Source organism: Ruegeria sp. BJ3 (assembly GCF_056535665.1).
Genome location: NZ_JBQFIT010000001.1, coordinates 1,009,986 through 1,025,098 on the forward strand (window position 1 = coordinate 1,009,986; position 15,113 = coordinate 1,025,098).

Annotated in this window: 15 protein-coding genes and 1 riboswitch; of the genes, 1 reads left to right on the forward strand and 14 read right to left on the reverse strand. The window is 68.0% G+C overall.

The window, feature by feature from the left end; translation table 11 throughout:
* Positions 1-18: 18 nt before the first annotated feature.
* Genes cobF through cbiE form a run of 6 tightly spaced genes read right to left on the reverse strand, consistent with a single transcriptional unit; the run spans position 19 to position 5,144 of the window.
* Positions 19-762 (reverse strand): precorrin-6A synthase (deacetylating), encoded by a 744-nt coding sequence (gene cobF, locus ACR3EL_RS05060; protein WP_170337722.1) that lies wholly within the window; start codon positions 760-762, stop codon positions 19-21.
* On the reverse strand, positions 755-1,483 hold the full coding sequence (cobA, locus tag ACR3EL_RS05065) for a uroporphyrinogen-III C-methyltransferase (RefSeq protein ID WP_170337724.1): 729 nt from the start codon (positions 1,481-1,483) through the stop codon (positions 755-757). Before cobA ends, cobF begins: the two co-directional genes overlap by 8 nt.
* Positions 1,480-2,796: a cobyrinic acid a,c-diamide synthase CobB gene (locus tag ACR3EL_RS05070; protein WP_480720688.1), complete on the reverse strand. Its 1,317-nt coding sequence runs from the start codon at positions 2,794-2,796 to the stop codon at positions 1,480-1,482. The genes cobA and ACR3EL_RS05070 overlap by 4 nt, the downstream gene beginning before the upstream one ends.
* Positions 2,789-3,583 (reverse strand): precorrin-4 C(11)-methyltransferase, encoded by a 795-nt coding sequence (cobM, locus tag ACR3EL_RS05075; protein WP_480720689.1) that lies wholly within the window; start codon positions 3,581-3,583, stop codon positions 2,789-2,791. The genes ACR3EL_RS05070 and cobM overlap by 8 nt, the downstream gene beginning before the upstream one ends.
* Entirely contained in the window at positions 3,580-3,948 is a 369-nt protein-coding gene (locus ACR3EL_RS05080; RefSeq protein WP_170339400.1) for a cobalamin biosynthesis protein, read from the reverse strand. Before ACR3EL_RS05080 ends, cobM begins: the two co-directional genes overlap by 4 nt.
* Positions 3,945-5,144, reverse strand: a complete 1,200-nt coding sequence (gene cbiE, locus ACR3EL_RS05085; RefSeq protein ID WP_480720691.1) for a precorrin-6y C5,15-methyltransferase (decarboxylating) subunit CbiE — start codon at positions 5,142-5,144, stop codon at positions 3,945-3,947. The genes ACR3EL_RS05080 and cbiE overlap by 4 nt, the downstream gene beginning before the upstream one ends.
* On the opposite strand from cbiE, the gene ACR3EL_RS05090 reads away from it, so the two are divergent.
* Positions 5,143-5,892 carry a cobalt-precorrin-6A reductase gene (locus tag ACR3EL_RS05090; RefSeq protein WP_170337732.1) on the forward strand — a complete coding sequence of 250 codons (750 nt, stop codon included), beginning with the start codon at positions 5,143-5,145 and terminating at the stop codon, positions 5,890-5,892. The two genes, cbiE and ACR3EL_RS05090, sit on opposite strands and share 2 nt — an antisense overlap.
* On the opposite strand, the gene cobJ is transcribed toward ACR3EL_RS05090, so the two are convergent.
* The 8 genes from cobJ to ACR3EL_RS05130 form a co-directional block, all read right to left on the reverse strand.
* A complete protein-coding gene (cobJ, locus tag ACR3EL_RS05095; protein WP_170337734.1) occupies positions 5,865-6,617 on the reverse strand; it encodes a precorrin-3B C(17)-methyltransferase in 753 nt (250 codons plus the stop codon). The two genes, ACR3EL_RS05090 and cobJ, sit on opposite strands and share 28 nt — an antisense overlap.
* Positions 6,614-7,342, reverse strand: a complete 729-nt coding sequence (locus ACR3EL_RS05100; protein ID WP_170368747.1) for a precorrin-2 C(20)-methyltransferase — start codon at positions 7,340-7,342, stop codon at positions 6,614-6,616. Before ACR3EL_RS05100 ends, cobJ begins: the two co-directional genes overlap by 4 nt.
* On the reverse strand, positions 7,339-7,968 hold the full coding sequence (locus ACR3EL_RS05105) for a precorrin-8X methylmutase (protein WP_170337738.1): 630 nt from the start codon (positions 7,966-7,968) through the stop codon (positions 7,339-7,341). The genes ACR3EL_RS05100 and ACR3EL_RS05105 overlap by 4 nt, the downstream gene beginning before the upstream one ends.
* Positions 7,968-9,095, reverse strand: a complete 1,128-nt coding sequence (locus tag ACR3EL_RS05110; RefSeq protein ID WP_480720694.1) for a cobalamin biosynthesis protein CobG — start codon at positions 9,093-9,095, stop codon at positions 7,968-7,970. The genes ACR3EL_RS05105 and ACR3EL_RS05110 overlap by 1 nt, the downstream gene beginning before the upstream one ends.
* On the reverse strand, positions 9,092-12,385 hold the full coding sequence (cobN, locus tag ACR3EL_RS05115; protein ID WP_170337741.1) for a cobaltochelatase subunit CobN: 3,294 nt from the start codon (positions 12,383-12,385) through the stop codon (positions 9,092-9,094). Before cobN ends, ACR3EL_RS05110 begins: the two co-directional genes overlap by 4 nt.
* Before the next feature lie 6 nt (positions 12,386-12,391).
* A complete protein-coding gene (gene cobW / locus ACR3EL_RS05120) occupies positions 12,392-13,447 on the reverse strand; it encodes a cobalamin biosynthesis protein CobW (protein WP_170337743.1) in 1,056 nt (351 codons plus the stop codon).
* 2 nt (positions 13,448-13,449) lie between these two features.
* The gene (locus ACR3EL_RS05125; protein ID WP_093962591.1) at positions 13,450-13,833 is read right to left on the reverse strand and encodes a DUF1636 family protein; all 384 of its coding nucleotides are present in this window, start codon (positions 13,831-13,833) and stop codon (positions 13,450-13,452) included.
* An 81-nt stretch (positions 13,834-13,914) separates the two neighbouring features.
* A riboswitch (cobalamin riboswitch) is annotated at positions 13,915-14,119 on the reverse strand.
* Positions 14,120-14,191: 72 nt separating this feature from the next.
* Complete coding sequence (locus ACR3EL_RS05130) at positions 14,192-15,067, reverse strand: LysR family transcriptional regulator (protein ID WP_170337745.1); 876 nt, start codon at positions 15,065-15,067, stop codon at positions 14,192-14,194.
* Positions 15,068-15,113 lie beyond the last annotated feature (46 nt).

Consider the following 15,113-nt stretch of genomic DNA (forward strand, 5'->3'; position numbering starts at 1 on the left):
CATTTGCGACCTTTCGCGTCAATTCCCGCGCTTTTTCAGAATGTAGATGTCCATGATCCACCCGTGCCGGGCGCGGGCCTCGGCGCGGGTGCGGAGAATCTCGTCGGCCACATCCGCCAGCGGACCTTTGATCAGGATCTGCTCGGGCATACCCACGTACGCCCCCCACCAGATGTCAAAATCGGCCATGTCCAAAATCTGGAACGAACATTCGCCATCGAGCATCACCGCAACCGTATCCGCAGCGCTGGGCCAGCCCTCGTCGCGGAGGCGCCGGCCGGTGGTGACCAGATAAGGCGCGCCGATCTCGTTGATCGGCATGGCATGGGCCGCCGTCAGCGCCTGCAGCGCCGTGATGCCGGGGATCACCGTCGTGTTAGGCTGCGGGTCCAGCCGCGCCGCGATTCGCAGCGAGCTGTCATAGAGCGACGGGTCGCCCCAGATCAGCAAGGCGACGGTGCGCGCCTCAGGGTGCCGGGCCATCGCCTCCTGCCAGCGCAGGGCGATTATGTCGTGCCATTCATCCACGCCGCGCAGGTAGCCTTCCTGCGACCGGCGCTCGGGGATGTCGAAATAGGCGATTTGGGGCGGTGTGTCGGTGACCTTGCGAATGATTTCCTCGCGCACGCCGGCCAGATCGGTCTTGTTGGCGCCCTTGCGCGGGATCAGGATCAGATCGGCCGTGCGGATCGCCTGCGCGCCCTGAAAGGTCACGTGGTCCGGGTTGCCGGTGCCGATCCCGATCAAGACCAGATCAATCATCGTCGCTCTCCGCCAGCGGACCATAAAGGATCAGCGCCGGCGCGGTGCCGATCTCGGAACCCAGGCGCTCGGCCAAGGCACCGACGGTGGACCGGTGCAGCGACTGCTCAGGCGTCGAGACCGACTCGGCCATCAGCGCGGGGGTATCCAGCGGCAGCCCATGCGCGTGCAGCGCGCCGGCTAGCAGTGGAAAGGTGCGCTTGCCCATGAACACCACCGTCGTCGCACCCGGGTCGGCCAGCGCGGGCAGGTTCAAGTCCTCGGGAAGCTTCCCGCTGACATCGTGGCCGGTGACGAACTGCACGCGCCGCGCGGTCAGCCGCCGGGTCAGCGGGATGCCTGCCGCGGCAGCCGCGGCAATGGCTGAGGGGATGCCCGGAATGATCTCGTAGGCGATGCCGGCAGCGCGCAGGGCCACCAGTTCCTCCTCTAGCCGTCCGAACAGGCCGCCATCGCCCGATTTCAGCCGCACGATCCGCTGGCCGGTCTGGGCGTACTCGACCAGCAGGCGGCTGACATGGTCCTGCTTGGGCGAGGGCCGCCCGGCGCGCTTGCCCACGCCCACAAGGTCGGCCTCCTTGCGCGCATGGCTCAGGATCGGCCCGCTGCTGAGATCGTCGAACAGTACCGCATCGGCCTTTTGCAGCCGGTCCACGGCCTTGAGGGTCAACAATTCCGGGTCGCCGGGACCGGACCCGATGAAGGAAACGAAACCGCTCATGCGCTGGCCTCTGCGATCAGATGGAAGAACGTACCGGTGACATGTCCGCGGCGCGATCCGGTCTGTGGGCCTTCGGCGCCTTCGGCGTCAAAAACCCGTGCCAAGGGCGCGTCGGGCTGCTCGATGATCGAGGAATAGTGGAACTCGTGCCCCCGCAGCGCGGTCCCGGCCGAGAACCCGGGCATGTCGGCCAGCAACTCGGCGCGGCGATAGCCCAGGTTGAACTTGCGCTTCTCGTACGAAGTGACAAGGCCCAGCAGCCCGGCCATCCGGTGGCGGGCGCCGTCCTTGTCGATCAGCCCTTCGCCCAGGGCCATGTAGCCGCCGCATTCGCCATGCACGGGCCGCGTTTCGGCATGTTTGCGCAAGCCGGTCAAGAACCGCTCTGCTGCAGCCAGGGTTCCGGCGTGCAGTTCGGGGTACCCGCCGGGCAACCAGACCAGATCGGCATCCGGGGCCGGCGCCTCGTCCGCCAGCGGAGAAAACGGCAGAATCTCGGCCCCGGCCGCTCGCCAGCCTTCCAGAAGATGCGGATATGTAAAGGAAAACGCCGCGTCCCGGGCCAGTGCGATCCGTTGCGCCGGAGGGCGCGGCAGCGCGGCCGACGACGGCCCCATCGGGCCAGAGCAGGCCGCCCGCTTGATAGCTTCCAGATCCACATGTTCGCGCAGAAAGGCCGCGTAGCCGGCAATTGCGCTTTCCAGATCGGGGTGCTCGACCGCCTGGATCAAGCCAAGATGCCGCTCGGGCAGGGTCAGGTCGCCGCGCCGGGGCAAAACGCCCAGAACCGGCAGGCCCGCGCGCTCCATCCCCAGACGGGTCAGGCGTTCGTGGCGCGGGCTGGCGCAGCGGTTCAGAATCACACCGGCAAAGGGCAGGTCGGGGTTGTACATCCGGAACCCCAGCGCCGTTGCTGCGGCCGATTGCGCCTGGCCTCCCACGTCCAGCACCAGAACCACCGGCCAGCCCATGCGCAGCGCGGTCTCGGCGCTGGACCCATGGCCCAGCTCGCCCGGCTTGGCGACCCCGTCGAACAGGCCCATCGACCCTTCGGCCACCACGATGTCGGCGCCTTTGGCCTGCGCCGCAATCGCGCCCAGCAACGGCGCGCCCATCGCCCAGCTGTCCAGGTTGAACGAGGCCCGCCCCGCCGCCGCCCGGTGAAAGGCCGGGTCGATGTAGTCGGGACCGCTCTTGAAGGGCTGCACCGTGAGCCCGTCCTCGGCCAGCGCGCGCAGCAGGCCCAGCATCACCGTGGTCTTGCCCGTCCCCGAGGATGGGGCCGAGATCAGCACTCCGGGCGGGTTAGTCATCTCCGTGACTCCAGCTTGACCACGGGCTGTCGGCGCTTTGCGGGCGATAGCGACGGTCATAAGTCTTTGAATACAGACAGCTTTCGTCGAAGCCTTCACCGGCCAGCGCCGGCCCGACCAGGATCAGCGCGGTGCGCGAGATGCTCTCGTCCAGCGAGTCCTTCAACGTGCCCAGCGTCGCGCGGATGATCCGCTCGTCCGGCCAGCTTGCGCGGTACACCACGGCCACCGGGCAATCGGCGCCATAGGCGGGGGTCAGGTCGGCCACAACCTTGTCCAGATTGCCGATCGACAGGTGAATGGCCAGCGTCGCGCCGGTGCGGGCGAAGTTTTCCAGCGTTTCGCCCTCGGGCATGGACGAGGCGCGCCCCGGGGTCCGCGTCAGCACCACCGATTGCGCCAGCCCGGGCAGGGTCAGTTCGGTGCCCAAAGCGGCTGCGGCGGCGGCAAAGGACGGAACGCCGGGGGTCACGCTGACGGGAATACCCATCTGTTTCAGGCGCCGGATCTGTTCGCCCATCGCCGACCAGACCGACAGGTCGCCCGAATGCAGGCGGGCCAGGTCCTGACCGGCGTCATGGGCGGTTTTGATTTCAGACATGATCTGATCCAGATCCATCGGCGCGGTGTTCACGATGCGCGCGCCTTCGGGGCAGTGGGCCAGGATCTCCTCGGGCACAAGTGATCCGGCATACAGGCACACCGGGCAAGCGGCGATGATGTCGCGTCCGCGCAGGGTCAGAAGGTCGGCGGCGCCCGGTCCGGCGCCGATGAAATGAACGGTCATGTCTGTCCTCCAATGGCGACCGCGCAGGTGGCAAGCCGGTCGTCCGAGATCTGTCGGGGTGAAAGCAGCCGCGCGCCCGGTCCGGCGGCGGCAAGGGCGGAAGCTTCAGCCACGCTGCCGGTGCCATGACTGGCGCGGCTGCGGGGCGAGCAGGTGAGGGTGCGTTGCCCGGCCAGATCGGCCGGGTCCGCGAAATGCAGGGGCAGGGCGCAAGCGGCGGCAAATTCGGCCAGCGCCGGATGGCCGGCCTTGTCGGCGGCGGTGGCCAGCGCGTTCACCGCCTGTCCCGCAGTGGCGCGGTCGAACGCGGCACGCAGGCTGGCGCAGGTCGCGGTGGACGAAAACCCAAGCCCGGCCACGATCATAGGGTCACGCTCCACTGCACGACCGGATAGGCCGATTTCCAGCCGCGCCGGGGGCCGAGGTCCCCGGCCTGCGCCAGCTCGATCCGCAGCAGGTCGCCGCCCAGCTTGGCGTGCCATTGGCTCAGCACCGCTTCGCTTTCCAGCGTCACGGCATTGGCCACCAGCCGGGTGCCCGAGGGCAGGTTGGCCGCAACCCAGTCCAGCAGTGCGTCGCTCAGCCCACCGCCGATGAACACCACGTCAGGCAAGGGCAGGCCGTCCAGCGCATCGGGCGCCCGGCCATGGATGACCTGCAACCGATCTTGTCCCAGCGCGTCGGCATTGGCGCGGATGCGCGCGGCGCGGTCGGCGCGCGGCTCGATTGTGGTGGCAGTCAGGGACGGGTCGCACATGAGCCACTCGATGCCGATCGATCCACTGCCGCCGCCGATGTCCCACAGATGCTCGCCCCGCGCGGGTGCCAGCGCCGACAGGGTCAGCGCGCGCACCGGCCGTTTGGTGATCTGCCCATCGGTTTCGAAAATCTCGTCGGGTTTGCCCGAGGCCATCGGCAGCGAGCGCCCGTCGCCCGAAACCTCGAGCGCAACGCAGACCGGGTGCTCGAACGCGCCCAGCAAGGCTTCGGTCAGGGACATGCTGCGCGCGCGTTCCCGAGGGCCACCGAGGGCCTCCATCACGTGCAGGGTCGTATCGCCGAACCCGGTCTCAGTCAGATAGCGGGCCAGCTCGGCCACAGCGGCCCCGTCGCGCAGCAGGACGATGGCGCGCAGGCCGCGCGACAGATGCGGACGCAGGCGGGTCAGGGGGGCGGCGTGCAGGCCGAAGGTGGCAGTGCTTTCCAGCGGCCAGCCCAACCGCGCGGCCGCCAGCGAAAAGGTCGACTGCCCCGGCCGTGCAACCCAGTCTTCGGGGGCGAAATTGCGCGCGATCACCGACCCGGCGCCAAACCGGAACGGATCACCCGAGGCCAGAACCACCGTGCGCCGGCCCTTCAGTCCCTGCAGGATGGGCAGCCCGTCGGCGAAAGGCACCGGCCATGCGATGCGTTCGGCCCCGGTTTCGGGAACCAGCGACAGGTGCCGGGGCGGGCCCATGATGACCTCGGCGCGCTCCAGCTCTTGACGGCTTGCGGCCGACAGGCCATCCAGTCCATCCTCGCCCAGGCCCAGAATGGTCAGCCACGGAGTTTCAGACATGCCCAACCTCCTGATCCTTGGCGGCACGACCGAGGCCAACGCATTGGCCCGCGCCGTGGCGGATTTGGGTGTGGCGGCAACCTATTCCTATGCGGGTCGGGTCGACAACCCGCGGCCGCAACCGCTGCCCACTCGTGTGGATGGCTTTGGCGGGGCCGAGGGGCTGGTGCGCCACATCCGCGACACCGGCGTGACCCATGTGATCGACGCCACCCATCCTTTTGCCGCGCGAATGAGCCGCAATGCCATCGCCGCCTGCCAGCAGACGCATACGCCGCTGGCCGCGCTGACCCGCTCGGAATGGACGGCTGCCCCCGGCGACCGGTGGCAGCGCGTACCCGACATCGCCAGCGCCGTCGCCGCGCTGGCCGGGCCGCCGCGCCGGGTGTTCCTTGCGGTGGGGCGCATGCATCTTGAGGATTTCGCGGCGCAGCCCCAGCATCACTATCTTCTGCGGCTGGTCGATGAACCCGGCACGCTGCCCTTTGCCGAATGCGACGTCGTCGTGTCGCGCGGGCCGTTTTCGGTTGAAGGCGACACGGCGCTGATGCGCCGGCACCGAACCGAACTGGTCGTGTCCAAGAACGCCGGCGGCACCGGCGCGCGCGCCAAGCTGGACGCCGCGCGAGCATTGGGAATCCCGGTGCTGATGATCGACCGGCCCAAGCTGCCCCGTCGGGTCGAGTTGACAAGCGTGCCGCAGGTTCTGGACTGGTTGGCTCATTCCGGCGTGGACCTTGGCGTATAGACGATGGGGCCGATGGGACGGTCGATAACGCGGGTCAGCGACGAGCCGACGATCACCACCGTCTGCATGTCGGCCATGTCGGGCGTTGCCTCAGCCAGGGTCGCGATGCGGATCGCCTCGTCTGGGCGCGATACGGCGCGGGCGAACAGGATCAGGCGCTCGGGCTCGCATTCCTGCCGCAGGATTTCCAGCGTCTTTACAAAACCTTCGGGCCGCGACTTCGAGCGCGGATTGTAGAAGGCCATCGCGAAATCGGCCTGCGCGGCCAGCCGCAGGCGTTTCTCGATCACGGCCCAGGGCTTGAGGTTGTCACTGAGGTTGATGGCGCAGAAATCATGGCCCAGCGGCGCGCCCGCCCGGGCCGCGGCGGCCAGCATGGCGGTGATGCCGGGCAGAACCTCGACAGGGATCTCGCGCCAGGTGTCGGGGCCGTTTTCCAGCGCCTCGAACACGGCGGCGGCCATGGCGAACACGCCCGGATCGCCTGATGAGACCACGACCACCCGCTTGCCCTCGGCCGCCATGCGCAGCGCGTGCTGCGAGCGGTCGATCTCGACCCGGTTGTCGCTGGCGTGAAGGGTCAGGCCCGGCCGTTCGGCCACCCGCGCAACGTAGGGAATATAGCCCACCACGTCGGTCGCCTCGGCCAGTGCGGCGGTGACCTCGGGGGTCACAAGCGCCTCGTTTCCGGGGCCAAGCCCCGCGATCTTGACCCAGCCGCTCATGGCCGACGCCCCTGTCCATGCACGATGATGATCGAGAAATAGGGCGTGACCTCGGTGCAGGCGTCACTCAGCTTGCGGACGGTCTGGTTGGGCATCTGCGCATATTCCACGATCCAGGCCCGGTCGAACAGGCCCGCCGTTTTCAGCGCGCGTTTCACCTTGTCGATGTTGCGGCCGATCTTCATCACCACCAGCGCATCGGTGCGCGCCATGCGGTCGGCCAGAACCTCTTCGGGCAGGGTGCCCATCAGCACCGTGAGGATGTCGTCGCCCCAGGTGATCGGATCACCCGAGGCCGTCCAAGCGCCCGACATGCCGGTGATCGCCGGGACGACCTCAACGGGCACTACGTCGCGCAGGCGGCTGTAGAGATGCATGAACGAGCCGTAGAAGAACGGGTCTCCCTCGCACAGCACCACCACGTCCTCGCCCTGATCGGCCAGTTCTTTCAAGCGCGCGGTGCAGCGTTCGTAGAACTCGGCCAGCAGTGCGTTGTAGCGCGGATCGGTGACCGGGATCTCGGTCGTGACCGGGTATTCCATGGGAAACTCGACCGCATCGTCGCGGATCATCCCGTTCACGATCTTGCGCGCCTGCCCGGTACGGCCGGGCTTGCGGAAATAGGCCACGTGTTTCGCGCCGCGCAACAGGCGGTCGGCCCGGACGCTCATCAAATCGGGATCGCCGGGGCCGAGGCCCAGGCCATAGATCGTGCCCATGGTCATTCCGCCCGGCTTGCGATGGCGTTGATCGCGGCGACGGTGATGGCGCTGCCGCCCAGGCGGCCCTTGACGATGCAGCTGGGCACGGGCTGGGCCTCCCACAGGGCGTCCTTGGATTCGACCGCGCCGACAAAGCCCACGGGGCAGCCGATGATCGCGGCGGGGCGGGGGCAGTCGGGGTCTTCGAGCATGTTGAGCAGGTGAAACAGCGCCGTGGGCGCGTTGCCGATGGCCACCAGCGCGCCCTCCAGATGCGGGCGCCACAGTTCCAGCGCGGCGGCGGATCGGGTGTTGCCCATCTTCTCGGCCAGCGGGCGCACGCGGTCGTCGTGCAGGGTGCAGATGACCTGGTTGTCGGCGGGCAGGCGAAAGCGCGTGACGCCTTCGGACACCATCCGCGCGTCGCACAGGATCGGCGCGCCGTTTTCCAGCGCGGTGCGGGCGGTGCGCACGAACCCGTCCGAGAAATGGATGAACTCTTCCAGCCCGACCATCCCGGCGGCGTGGATCATGCGGACGGCGACCTGCTCTTCATCCGGATCAAAGCGGGCCAGATCGGCCTCGGACCGGATCGTGGCGAAGGATTGCTTGTAGATCGCCGCGCCGTCGGTTTCGTATTCATAGGGCATCAGGTCAGGTCCATGGTCTTCAGTGTTTCGAGGTCCAGCCCGCGCTGGAGGGGCTCATCCCCCGCGCGGCCGTGTTTTACAAGATCAAATCGCCCGTCGCGGCCCACCAGCGTCAGATCGGCCGCGCCCATGCGCGCGCAGCCCTTGGCGCAGCCCGAGACATGCAGGCTGCCGGACACGCTCGGAGCCAGTGCGCGGGCGATGGCGCGGGTCTCGGCCTGTGCCTGCGGGCAGAATGGCGCGCCGGGGCAGGCGTCGGTGGTCAACAGAGGGTCGGCGCCATCCGTTACGAAGGCCGGGGCGGGGATCGCCGCCCCGCCTTCCAGCAGGAATAGCCGCCAGGGCGTGACGCGCAGGGCGGCGGCGCCCGAGGCCTCGACCAATGCGCGCAACTCGGCGGCGGGCAGTTGCCCGAAGGCCGCGCCATAGATCGGGCCGATTGCTCTGTTGCCGGGTTGCAGCGCCGGTGCCTTGGGGCCGGGGGCGCGGCCCTGCCAATCCTTTGGCAGGTCATGCACCGCGATCAGCCGGGCCATGCGGCGGGTGTCAGAAGTGAAGCGCTCGGAGAACCATTGGGCCAGATCGATCACGCGGTCAATCGCCTCATCTTCGGTCACCAAACGGCCGGTCTCGGCCCCGTCGGCGCGCAGGATCAGGCCCGAAGCTCCCCGCTCCAGCCGGATATCGGCCGAGTCCTCGGTCAGCAGCCGTGCCGCGCCGGTATCCACCGCAAAGCCGAACTTGGCGGGCAAAGCGGGCAGATCGCCCAGCCGGTCGATCAATGCCTGTGTCAGGCGCCCGGTCAGGTCGCCGGGTTGGAAAAGCGGTGACACAAGGATGTTGCGCCGGGTTTCGATGCCCGGTTCGGCATCCAGCAGGTTCAGCGCCGACAGCTCTGCCAGCAGCGCCTGATGGTCGGCCTCGGCCACGCCGCGAAGTTGCAGGTTGGCGCGGTTGGTCAGGTCGATGGTGCCGTTGCCGAACCGCAAGGCCAGATCGCACAGACCCAGCGTTTGCGCGGCGCTTAGCCGGGCCAGACGCGGGCGCACCCGTACCACCAACCCGTCGCCGGACATCATCGGGCGATGCGCGCCGGGGCACCAGCCCTGAACGACCGGGGCGCTCATCCCAACCCCTCCAGATCGGCGCGGATCGAGTTGCGACGGGTGTTCCACAACCCGGCCTCGTAAAGTGCGCGGAACCTGTCCTGCATAGCCTGATGGGCCTGCGGGTTGGCTTGCTGCAAAAACGCGTCCACTTCGGGGTTGCCCAGGGTGGCATCGTGGTAGAGGTCGAACAAATGCGGGGCGACGCTGCCTGACAGATGTGCGAACGAGGCCATGTGATCCAGCGTCGCCGCGATCTCGGCCGCGCCGCGGAAGCCGTGGCGCTGCATTCCGGCGATCCAGTCGGGGTTGGCGGCGCGGGCGTGGACCACGCGACTGATTTCCTCGGGCAGGGTGCGGGCGCGGGGCGTTTCAGGGCGGGTATTGTCCAGGTGGTACAGCTGCGCCTGACCGCCGGTCAGCTTCTTGGCAGCGGCAAATCCGGCCTCATGCGTGGCATAGTCATTGGCCAGCAACAGATCGGTCTCGGTCAGGTCCTGCAGGTGCACGAAGCTGTCGGCCTGCGCCACGCGCTGGGTGATCCCGTCGGGGTCGTGGGCAATGTGCTCGCCCTCGAAGGCGAAGGCGCTGGCGTCCAGCCAGGCCTGACCGGCCTGCGCGCGGGCCTCGTCTGTATAGGTCTCGGACAGGTGGGTCATGTTCAGCCCATAGCTGCCCGGCGCCGGGCCATAGACGCGGGCGGCGGGAGCGTGGCCGGCGTAGGGGTTCCAGTCTGGCGCCTCGTCGCGCTCGGACAGCGCCCGGACCGCCTGACCGAACAGGGCCGACAGGGTCGGGAACACGTCGCGGAACAGGCCCGAGACGCGCAAGGTCACGTCCAGCCGTGGGCGCTCCAAGTCAGTGATCGGAAGAACCTCGATCCCGCTCACGCGCTCCGACCCCGGATCCCAGACCGGTTTGACGCCCAGCAGGTGCAGCGCCATGGCGAATTCCTCGCCCGCCGTACGCATCGTGGCCGAGCCCCACAGATCGACGATCAGGCCCTTGGGGTAATCGCCTTCCTCCTGCAGGTGGCGGCGCACCAGTTCTTCGGCCAGTTTTACCCCCTGCGCATAAGCCGCGCGGGTGGGGACGGAGCGCGGATCGGTGGTGAACAGGTTGCGGCCCGTGGGCAGCACGTCGGTGCGCCCGCGATAGGGTGAGCCCGACGGGCCGGCCTCGATCCGCTTGCCGGCCAACGCGTCCAGCAATGCCGTGCGTTCGGCCCGTGCCGAAGCGGCGGTGTCAAAATTGCCCGCAACCTGCGGCGCGCGGCCAAAGACATGCAGGCCGTCGCCGAACTGGCTTTCCTTGATGTCACAGACGAAACGGTCGATGCGGGTGATCGCCTCGGCGGTGCTGGTGGCCTGATCCAGCCCCAGATCGGCCTCGAGCCCGATGGCGCGGGCCTCGTCACGGATATCGGCCTGCAGCCGGTCGCGCCGCTTGGGGTCCAGCCCGTCGGCGTTCGAGAACTCGTCCAGCAGCGATTCCAACCGCACCATGCGGTCGGGCGTGCTGCTCTGCTTCATCGGCGGCGGGATGTGGCCCAGCGTCACGGCCCCGACCCGGCGCTTGGCCTGCGCGGCTTCGCCCGGGTCGTTCACGATGAACGGATAGATCACCGGCAGATCGCCGATCAGCGCCTCGGGCCAGCATTCGGCCGACAGGGCCACCGATTTGCCCGGCAGCCACTCCAGCGTTCCGTGGGCGCCGACATGGATCAGCGCGTCCGCCCCCAGCCCGTGCCGCAGCCACAGGTAGAAGGCCACATAACCATGACGGGGCGTGCGCGACAGGTCGTGATATTCGTCGTCACGCAGCTCGGGCACGCCACGTTCGGGCTGCAGCGCCACCAACGCCCTGCCGCGCCGAAGCGCGGTGAAGTGGAAGGCCCCATCGGCGCAGGTCGGGTCGTCCTCGGGCGCGCCCCAGACGGTGTCCAGATCGGCGCGCAACGCCTCGGGCAGTTGTGCCAGCGCTGCGCGGTAAGCATCGACCGACCATGAAATCCGGGCGTCCAGAAGCGTTTCGGCAATCGGTTCGGCGGGGGCGGTGTCATACCCCGCGCCTTGCAGGTCGGACAGGATCGCCTCGGCCGAGGCCAGTGCGTCCAGCCCCACCGCATGGGCCATCTGCCAGTCCTTGCCGGGATAGGTGGACAAAACCAGCGCGGGTACCTGTTGCGCCTTTGGTTTCTCGGCCAGGTCCACCCAGGCCATCGCCCGGTCGACGATGGCGGTGATCCGGTCCGGCTCGGGCCGGTGGGCAAAGCGGGAATATTCCAGATGCGGGTCGCGCTTGCCCGGTTCCTTGAACGAGGCGACACCGGCCGAGATGCGCCCGTCCACTTCGGGCAGCACCACATGCATGGCCAGATCGGCAGGCGACAGGCCGCGTTCGGCCTCGGCCCACGCCTTGCGGCGCGAAGTGGCCAGCGCGACCTGAAACACCGGCACGCCCGCCACGTCCAAGGGCGATGTGCCCGACGCGCCTTTGCCCGAAAACGAGGTGGCATTGATGATCGCCGAGGGCGTCATCGCGGGGATATTCTCGGCCAACCACTCAGCCGCCGTAGGCGCCTTGAGCGAGGGTGCGAATAGCCCCACCGCCTGATGACCCCGCGCGCGGATTTCCCGGATCAGCGCCGCGACCGGCGCGGTATCGGCTGAGGTCAGGTAGGCGCGGTAGAAGGTTACGATGATGCGCCGGCCTTGGCCTGCGAAGGCGTCCTCGGGCGCGATCACGCCGCGATCCGGGCACCACGCGCCGCAGTCGGGTAGTGTCTTGGCCCCCATCACCGGCCCGGCATACAGCCCCGCTGCCAGCGCCATCTGCGCCAGAGCCGCCTGGGCTGCCACTTCGCCGCCGGTATCGCACAGATGCGCCAGCCGCCGCAGGGTCGAGACCGGCAGGGTGGAATAATCGTCCAACCGCGTATCCTCGCGCCCGTCGGCGGGCAGAACCGCCAGCGCGATGCCCTTGGCCTGCGCCAGCGCCAGCACCTGCTGCAACCCGTAGGGCCAGTAGGGCACGCCGCCGATCAGCCGGATCAGGATGCCCTTGGCGCCCTCCAGCGTCTGTTCGACATAGGTATCGACCGACAGCGGGTGTTTCAGCGCCGTCAGGTTGGCCAGCCGCAACGAGGGCATCCGCCCCTCGGGCCCGCCGCCGCGATGCCATCCGGCTGCGAAGGCACCCAGATCGCTGTCCGAAAAGGACAGCACCACCAGATCCGCTGGGCTCTGGCCCAGATCGGTCGGGGTCTCGGTTTCCTCGAGCCCGTGGCTTTCGCGAAAGACGACGTGCATCGGTGCTTACTCGGCGGCCTCGGTGACGCCCGTCAGGATGCCGCGGATCGCAGCCTCGTCGATGTCGTGATGCTCGGCGATGACAACAAGGCGCGAGCGGCGCTCCTCGTCCGGCTTCCACGGGCGGTCATACTGGTGCCGCACCCGCGCGCCGACCGCCTGAACCAGCAGGCGCATCGGCTTGCCCTGAACGGCGGCATAGCCCTTAACACGCAGGATGTTCAGCTCGTTTGCCAGACGCTCGATTTTGGCGACCAACTGCGCCGGGTCGGTCTGTTCGGGCAGTTCGACAACGATGCTTTCGAAATCGTCATGTTCGTGGTCGTCATGGCCATCGTGATGCGAGGGGCGGGCGTCCATGTCGTCTTCGGCTGCGGCTTCCAGTCCCAGCACCACGCGCACGTCCACCGCGCCCTCGGCAACCTCGACTACGGGCAGGGGGCGCGGCGCCTCGGCGGCGATGACCTCGCGCGCCTTGGCCACGCCTTCGGGGCCGGCCAGGTCGGGTTTGGTCAGAAGGATGATGTCGGCGCACGAGATCTGATCTTCGAACACCTCGGACAGGGGCGTTTCGTGGTCGATCGAGTCATCGGCCATGCGCTGGGCGTCCACTACCGCGACATTCGGGGCAAAACGGCCTGCAGCCACGGCCTCGGCATCGGCCAGCGCGATCACGCCGTCCACGGTGATCTTGGAGCGGATATCGGGCCAGTCGAACGCCTTGAGCAGCGGTTTCGGCAGGGCCAGACCGCTGGTTTCGATCAGGATGTGGTCGGGGCGCGGGTCCAGCGCCATCAGCGCCTCGATCGTGGGGATGAAATCGTCGGCCACGGTGCAGCAGATGCAGCCATTGGCCAGTTCCATGATGTTCTCCGCCGGGCAATCGGGGATGGCGCAGCTTTTCAGGATTTCGCCATCGACGCCCACGTCGCCGAATTCGTTGACCACCACGGCCAGCCGCTTGCCCTGCGGCTCGGACATCAGGTGGCGGATCAGCGTGGTCTTGCCCGAGCCGAGAAAGCCGGTGATGACGGTGACGGGAAGTTTTTCGAGGGTGCTCATGCTCAGGCTCCAATCGGGGGAATGCGGGCGGCGCAGTTCTTGCGGAAATGTTCAGGGCGGTCGCGCCATTTCACAAGGCCATCATCGGCGGCTAGGTACTTGGTGGCGCCTTCGACGATGATCTCGACATGGTCGGATTCGTTGAGGTTCTCATAGACGAAGGTCCAGCGCGACGGCCCGCCGCGCAGAACGATCGAGCAGCCCTGGTCGCAGTTCGACAGGCATTCGACCGGCTTCAGGGTGATGCCTTCGGGCAGGTCGGCGGCGGCCAGCGCCTTGTGCAGCAGCGTGCCGGGGCGCTGGGCGTCGTCCTCGATGGGCAGCCCGCGTCGGCAGGTGGTGCAGACCAGCAGCTCGACTGGTGTGGTCTCGGTCACGTCTCTCATCCCCATCACTCGGTTGTCGGGGGACGGGGTATGCGCGGGCCACGTTGCGGACATGGGCCCGACACCGGAACACCCCGTCCGGTTTGTCTTCGGGCGTTGGCAGGTCTCCCGGCTTGCGGATGTCAGAGCAGTGCTCTGTCGGATGTCCCGCCTTCCCGGCCTGCGGCCAGTGGCATTTGGGCACCCTCTCCGGTCACGGTCGCGGGGGCGGCTGCGTTTGACGGAAAACCGCTGACGCATTCCCTTTTCATCTGTTTGCACAGACACCAACGCAAGCGACATGCGGTACGGGCAGGGGGGTTGTCAAGCGCGCAGGGGCAAGTGCTTTGCGTCGGATCGAAAAAGCGACTTGCCGGGGTCAGTCCGCGGCATCACCGGCCAATCGGTCGCGCAACCACGCGAGGAACAACTGGGCGGGGATGGACGGAGGCGCCGCGCTGACGCTGCGGATCAGGTAGTGCGACTGGGCAAAGGGAATCGCCGGCCCTGCAACCCGGATCGGCGCGCCCTGCGCGATCGCGTTGCGCCCGAACCGCTCCAGAACGGTGGCGTAGCCCGCGCCGGCCATCACCAGTTGCAGCGCCGTGACGGTCGTATCCGCCGAATGCCGCGCGGGGCGGTCGGGCAGGTCGGTGTCCGTCGCCTCGAAGTACCGCGCCCAGTTGTCCTCGTACCCCAGAATGTGGATCAACGGGCCGTTGCGCAGGTCTGGCGCCGGGTCCTGCGCCCGGCAGATGGGCACCAGCCGCTCCGAGCACAGCCGGTCGGCCGCAACACCGGGCCAGTCGCCATAACCCAGCCGGATTTCCACGTCCACATCGGCAGGCGCGGCCGAGTCGTTCCAGATATGCGACACCAGCCGCACGGGGATCTCGGGGTGCTGCGCGCTGAACGCGGGCAGCTCGGCCGCGATCCAGTAGGTCATCGACGATATCGCCGCCCGGATGGTCAACGCCTGTCGCGAGGCGGGGCCGAACAAGCTGTTGGTGGATAGCGCGATATCCGACAACGCCCGGCGCACGGTCAGCGCATAGGACTGGCCCAGCTCGGTCAGCGACAGGTGTCGTGCGTTGCGGGCAAAAAGCGGCTGCCCGAGGTCCGCCTCGAGCGAGCGGATATGCAACGACACCGCCGTTTGCGTCAGGCCCAGTTCCTGCGCGGCGGTTGTGAAATTCAGGTGGCGGGCAGCGGCCTCGAAGCTGCGCAGCCAGGCCGGATTGGGCAGGCGGTCCATTCAGCACCAAAATTTTTTGCATCTAAACTGACTTTTTATTCGTTTC

Excerpts from the sequence above, each read along its gene's own strand:
- cobF (WP_170337722.1), bottom strand. The coding sequence starts at position 762 with ATGATTGATCTGGTCTTGATCGGGATCGGCACCGGCAACCCGGACCAC.
- cobA (WP_170337724.1), bottom strand. The coding sequence starts at position 1,483 with ATGAGCGGTTTCGTTTCCTTCATCGGGTCCGGTCCCGGCGACCCGGAA.
- ACR3EL_RS05070 (WP_480720688.1), bottom strand. The coding sequence starts at position 2,796 with ATGACTAACCCGCCCGGAGTGCTGATCTCGGCCCCATCCTCGGGGACG.
- cobM (WP_480720689.1), bottom strand. The coding sequence starts at position 3,583 with ATGACCGTTCATTTCATCGGCGCCGGACCGGGCGCCGCCGACCTTCTG.
- ACR3EL_RS05080 (WP_170339400.1), bottom strand. The coding sequence starts at position 3,948 with ATGATCGTGGCCGGGCTTGGGTTTTCGTCCACCGCGACCTGCGCCAGC.
- ACR3EL_RS05090 (WP_170337732.1), top strand. The coding sequence starts at position 5,143 with ATGCCCAACCTCCTGATCCTTGGCGGCACGACCGAGGCCAACGCATTG.
- cbiE (WP_480720691.1), bottom strand. The coding sequence starts at position 5,144 with ATGTCTGAAACTCCGTGGCTGACCATTCTGGGCCTGGGCGAGGATGGA.
- cobJ (WP_170337734.1), bottom strand. The coding sequence starts at position 6,617 with ATGAGCGGCTGGGTCAAGATCGCGGGGCTTGGCCCCGGAAACGAGGCG.
- ACR3EL_RS05100 (WP_170368747.1), bottom strand. The coding sequence starts at position 7,342 with ATGACCATGGGCACGATCTATGGCCTGGGCCTCGGCCCCGGCGATCCC.
- ACR3EL_RS05105 (WP_170337738.1), bottom strand. The coding sequence starts at position 7,968 with ATGCCCTATGAATACGAAACCGACGGCGCGGCGATCTACAAGCAATCC.
- ACR3EL_RS05110 (WP_480720694.1), bottom strand. The coding sequence starts at position 9,095 with ATGAGCGCCCCGGTCGTTCAGGGCTGGTGCCCCGGCGCGCATCGCCCG.
- cobN (WP_170337741.1), bottom strand. The coding sequence starts at position 12,385 with ATGCACGTCGTCTTTCGCGAAAGCCACGGGCTCGAGGAAACCGAGACC.
- cobW (WP_170337743.1), bottom strand. The coding sequence starts at position 13,447 with ATGAGCACCCTCGAAAAACTTCCCGTCACCGTCATCACCGGCTTTCTC.
- ACR3EL_RS05125 (WP_093962591.1), bottom strand. The coding sequence starts at position 13,833 with ATGAGAGACGTGACCGAGACCACACCAGTCGAGCTGCTGGTCTGCACC.
- ACR3EL_RS05130 (WP_170337745.1), bottom strand. The coding sequence starts at position 15,067 with ATGGACCGCCTGCCCAATCCGGCCTGGCTGCGCAGCTTCGAGGCCGCT.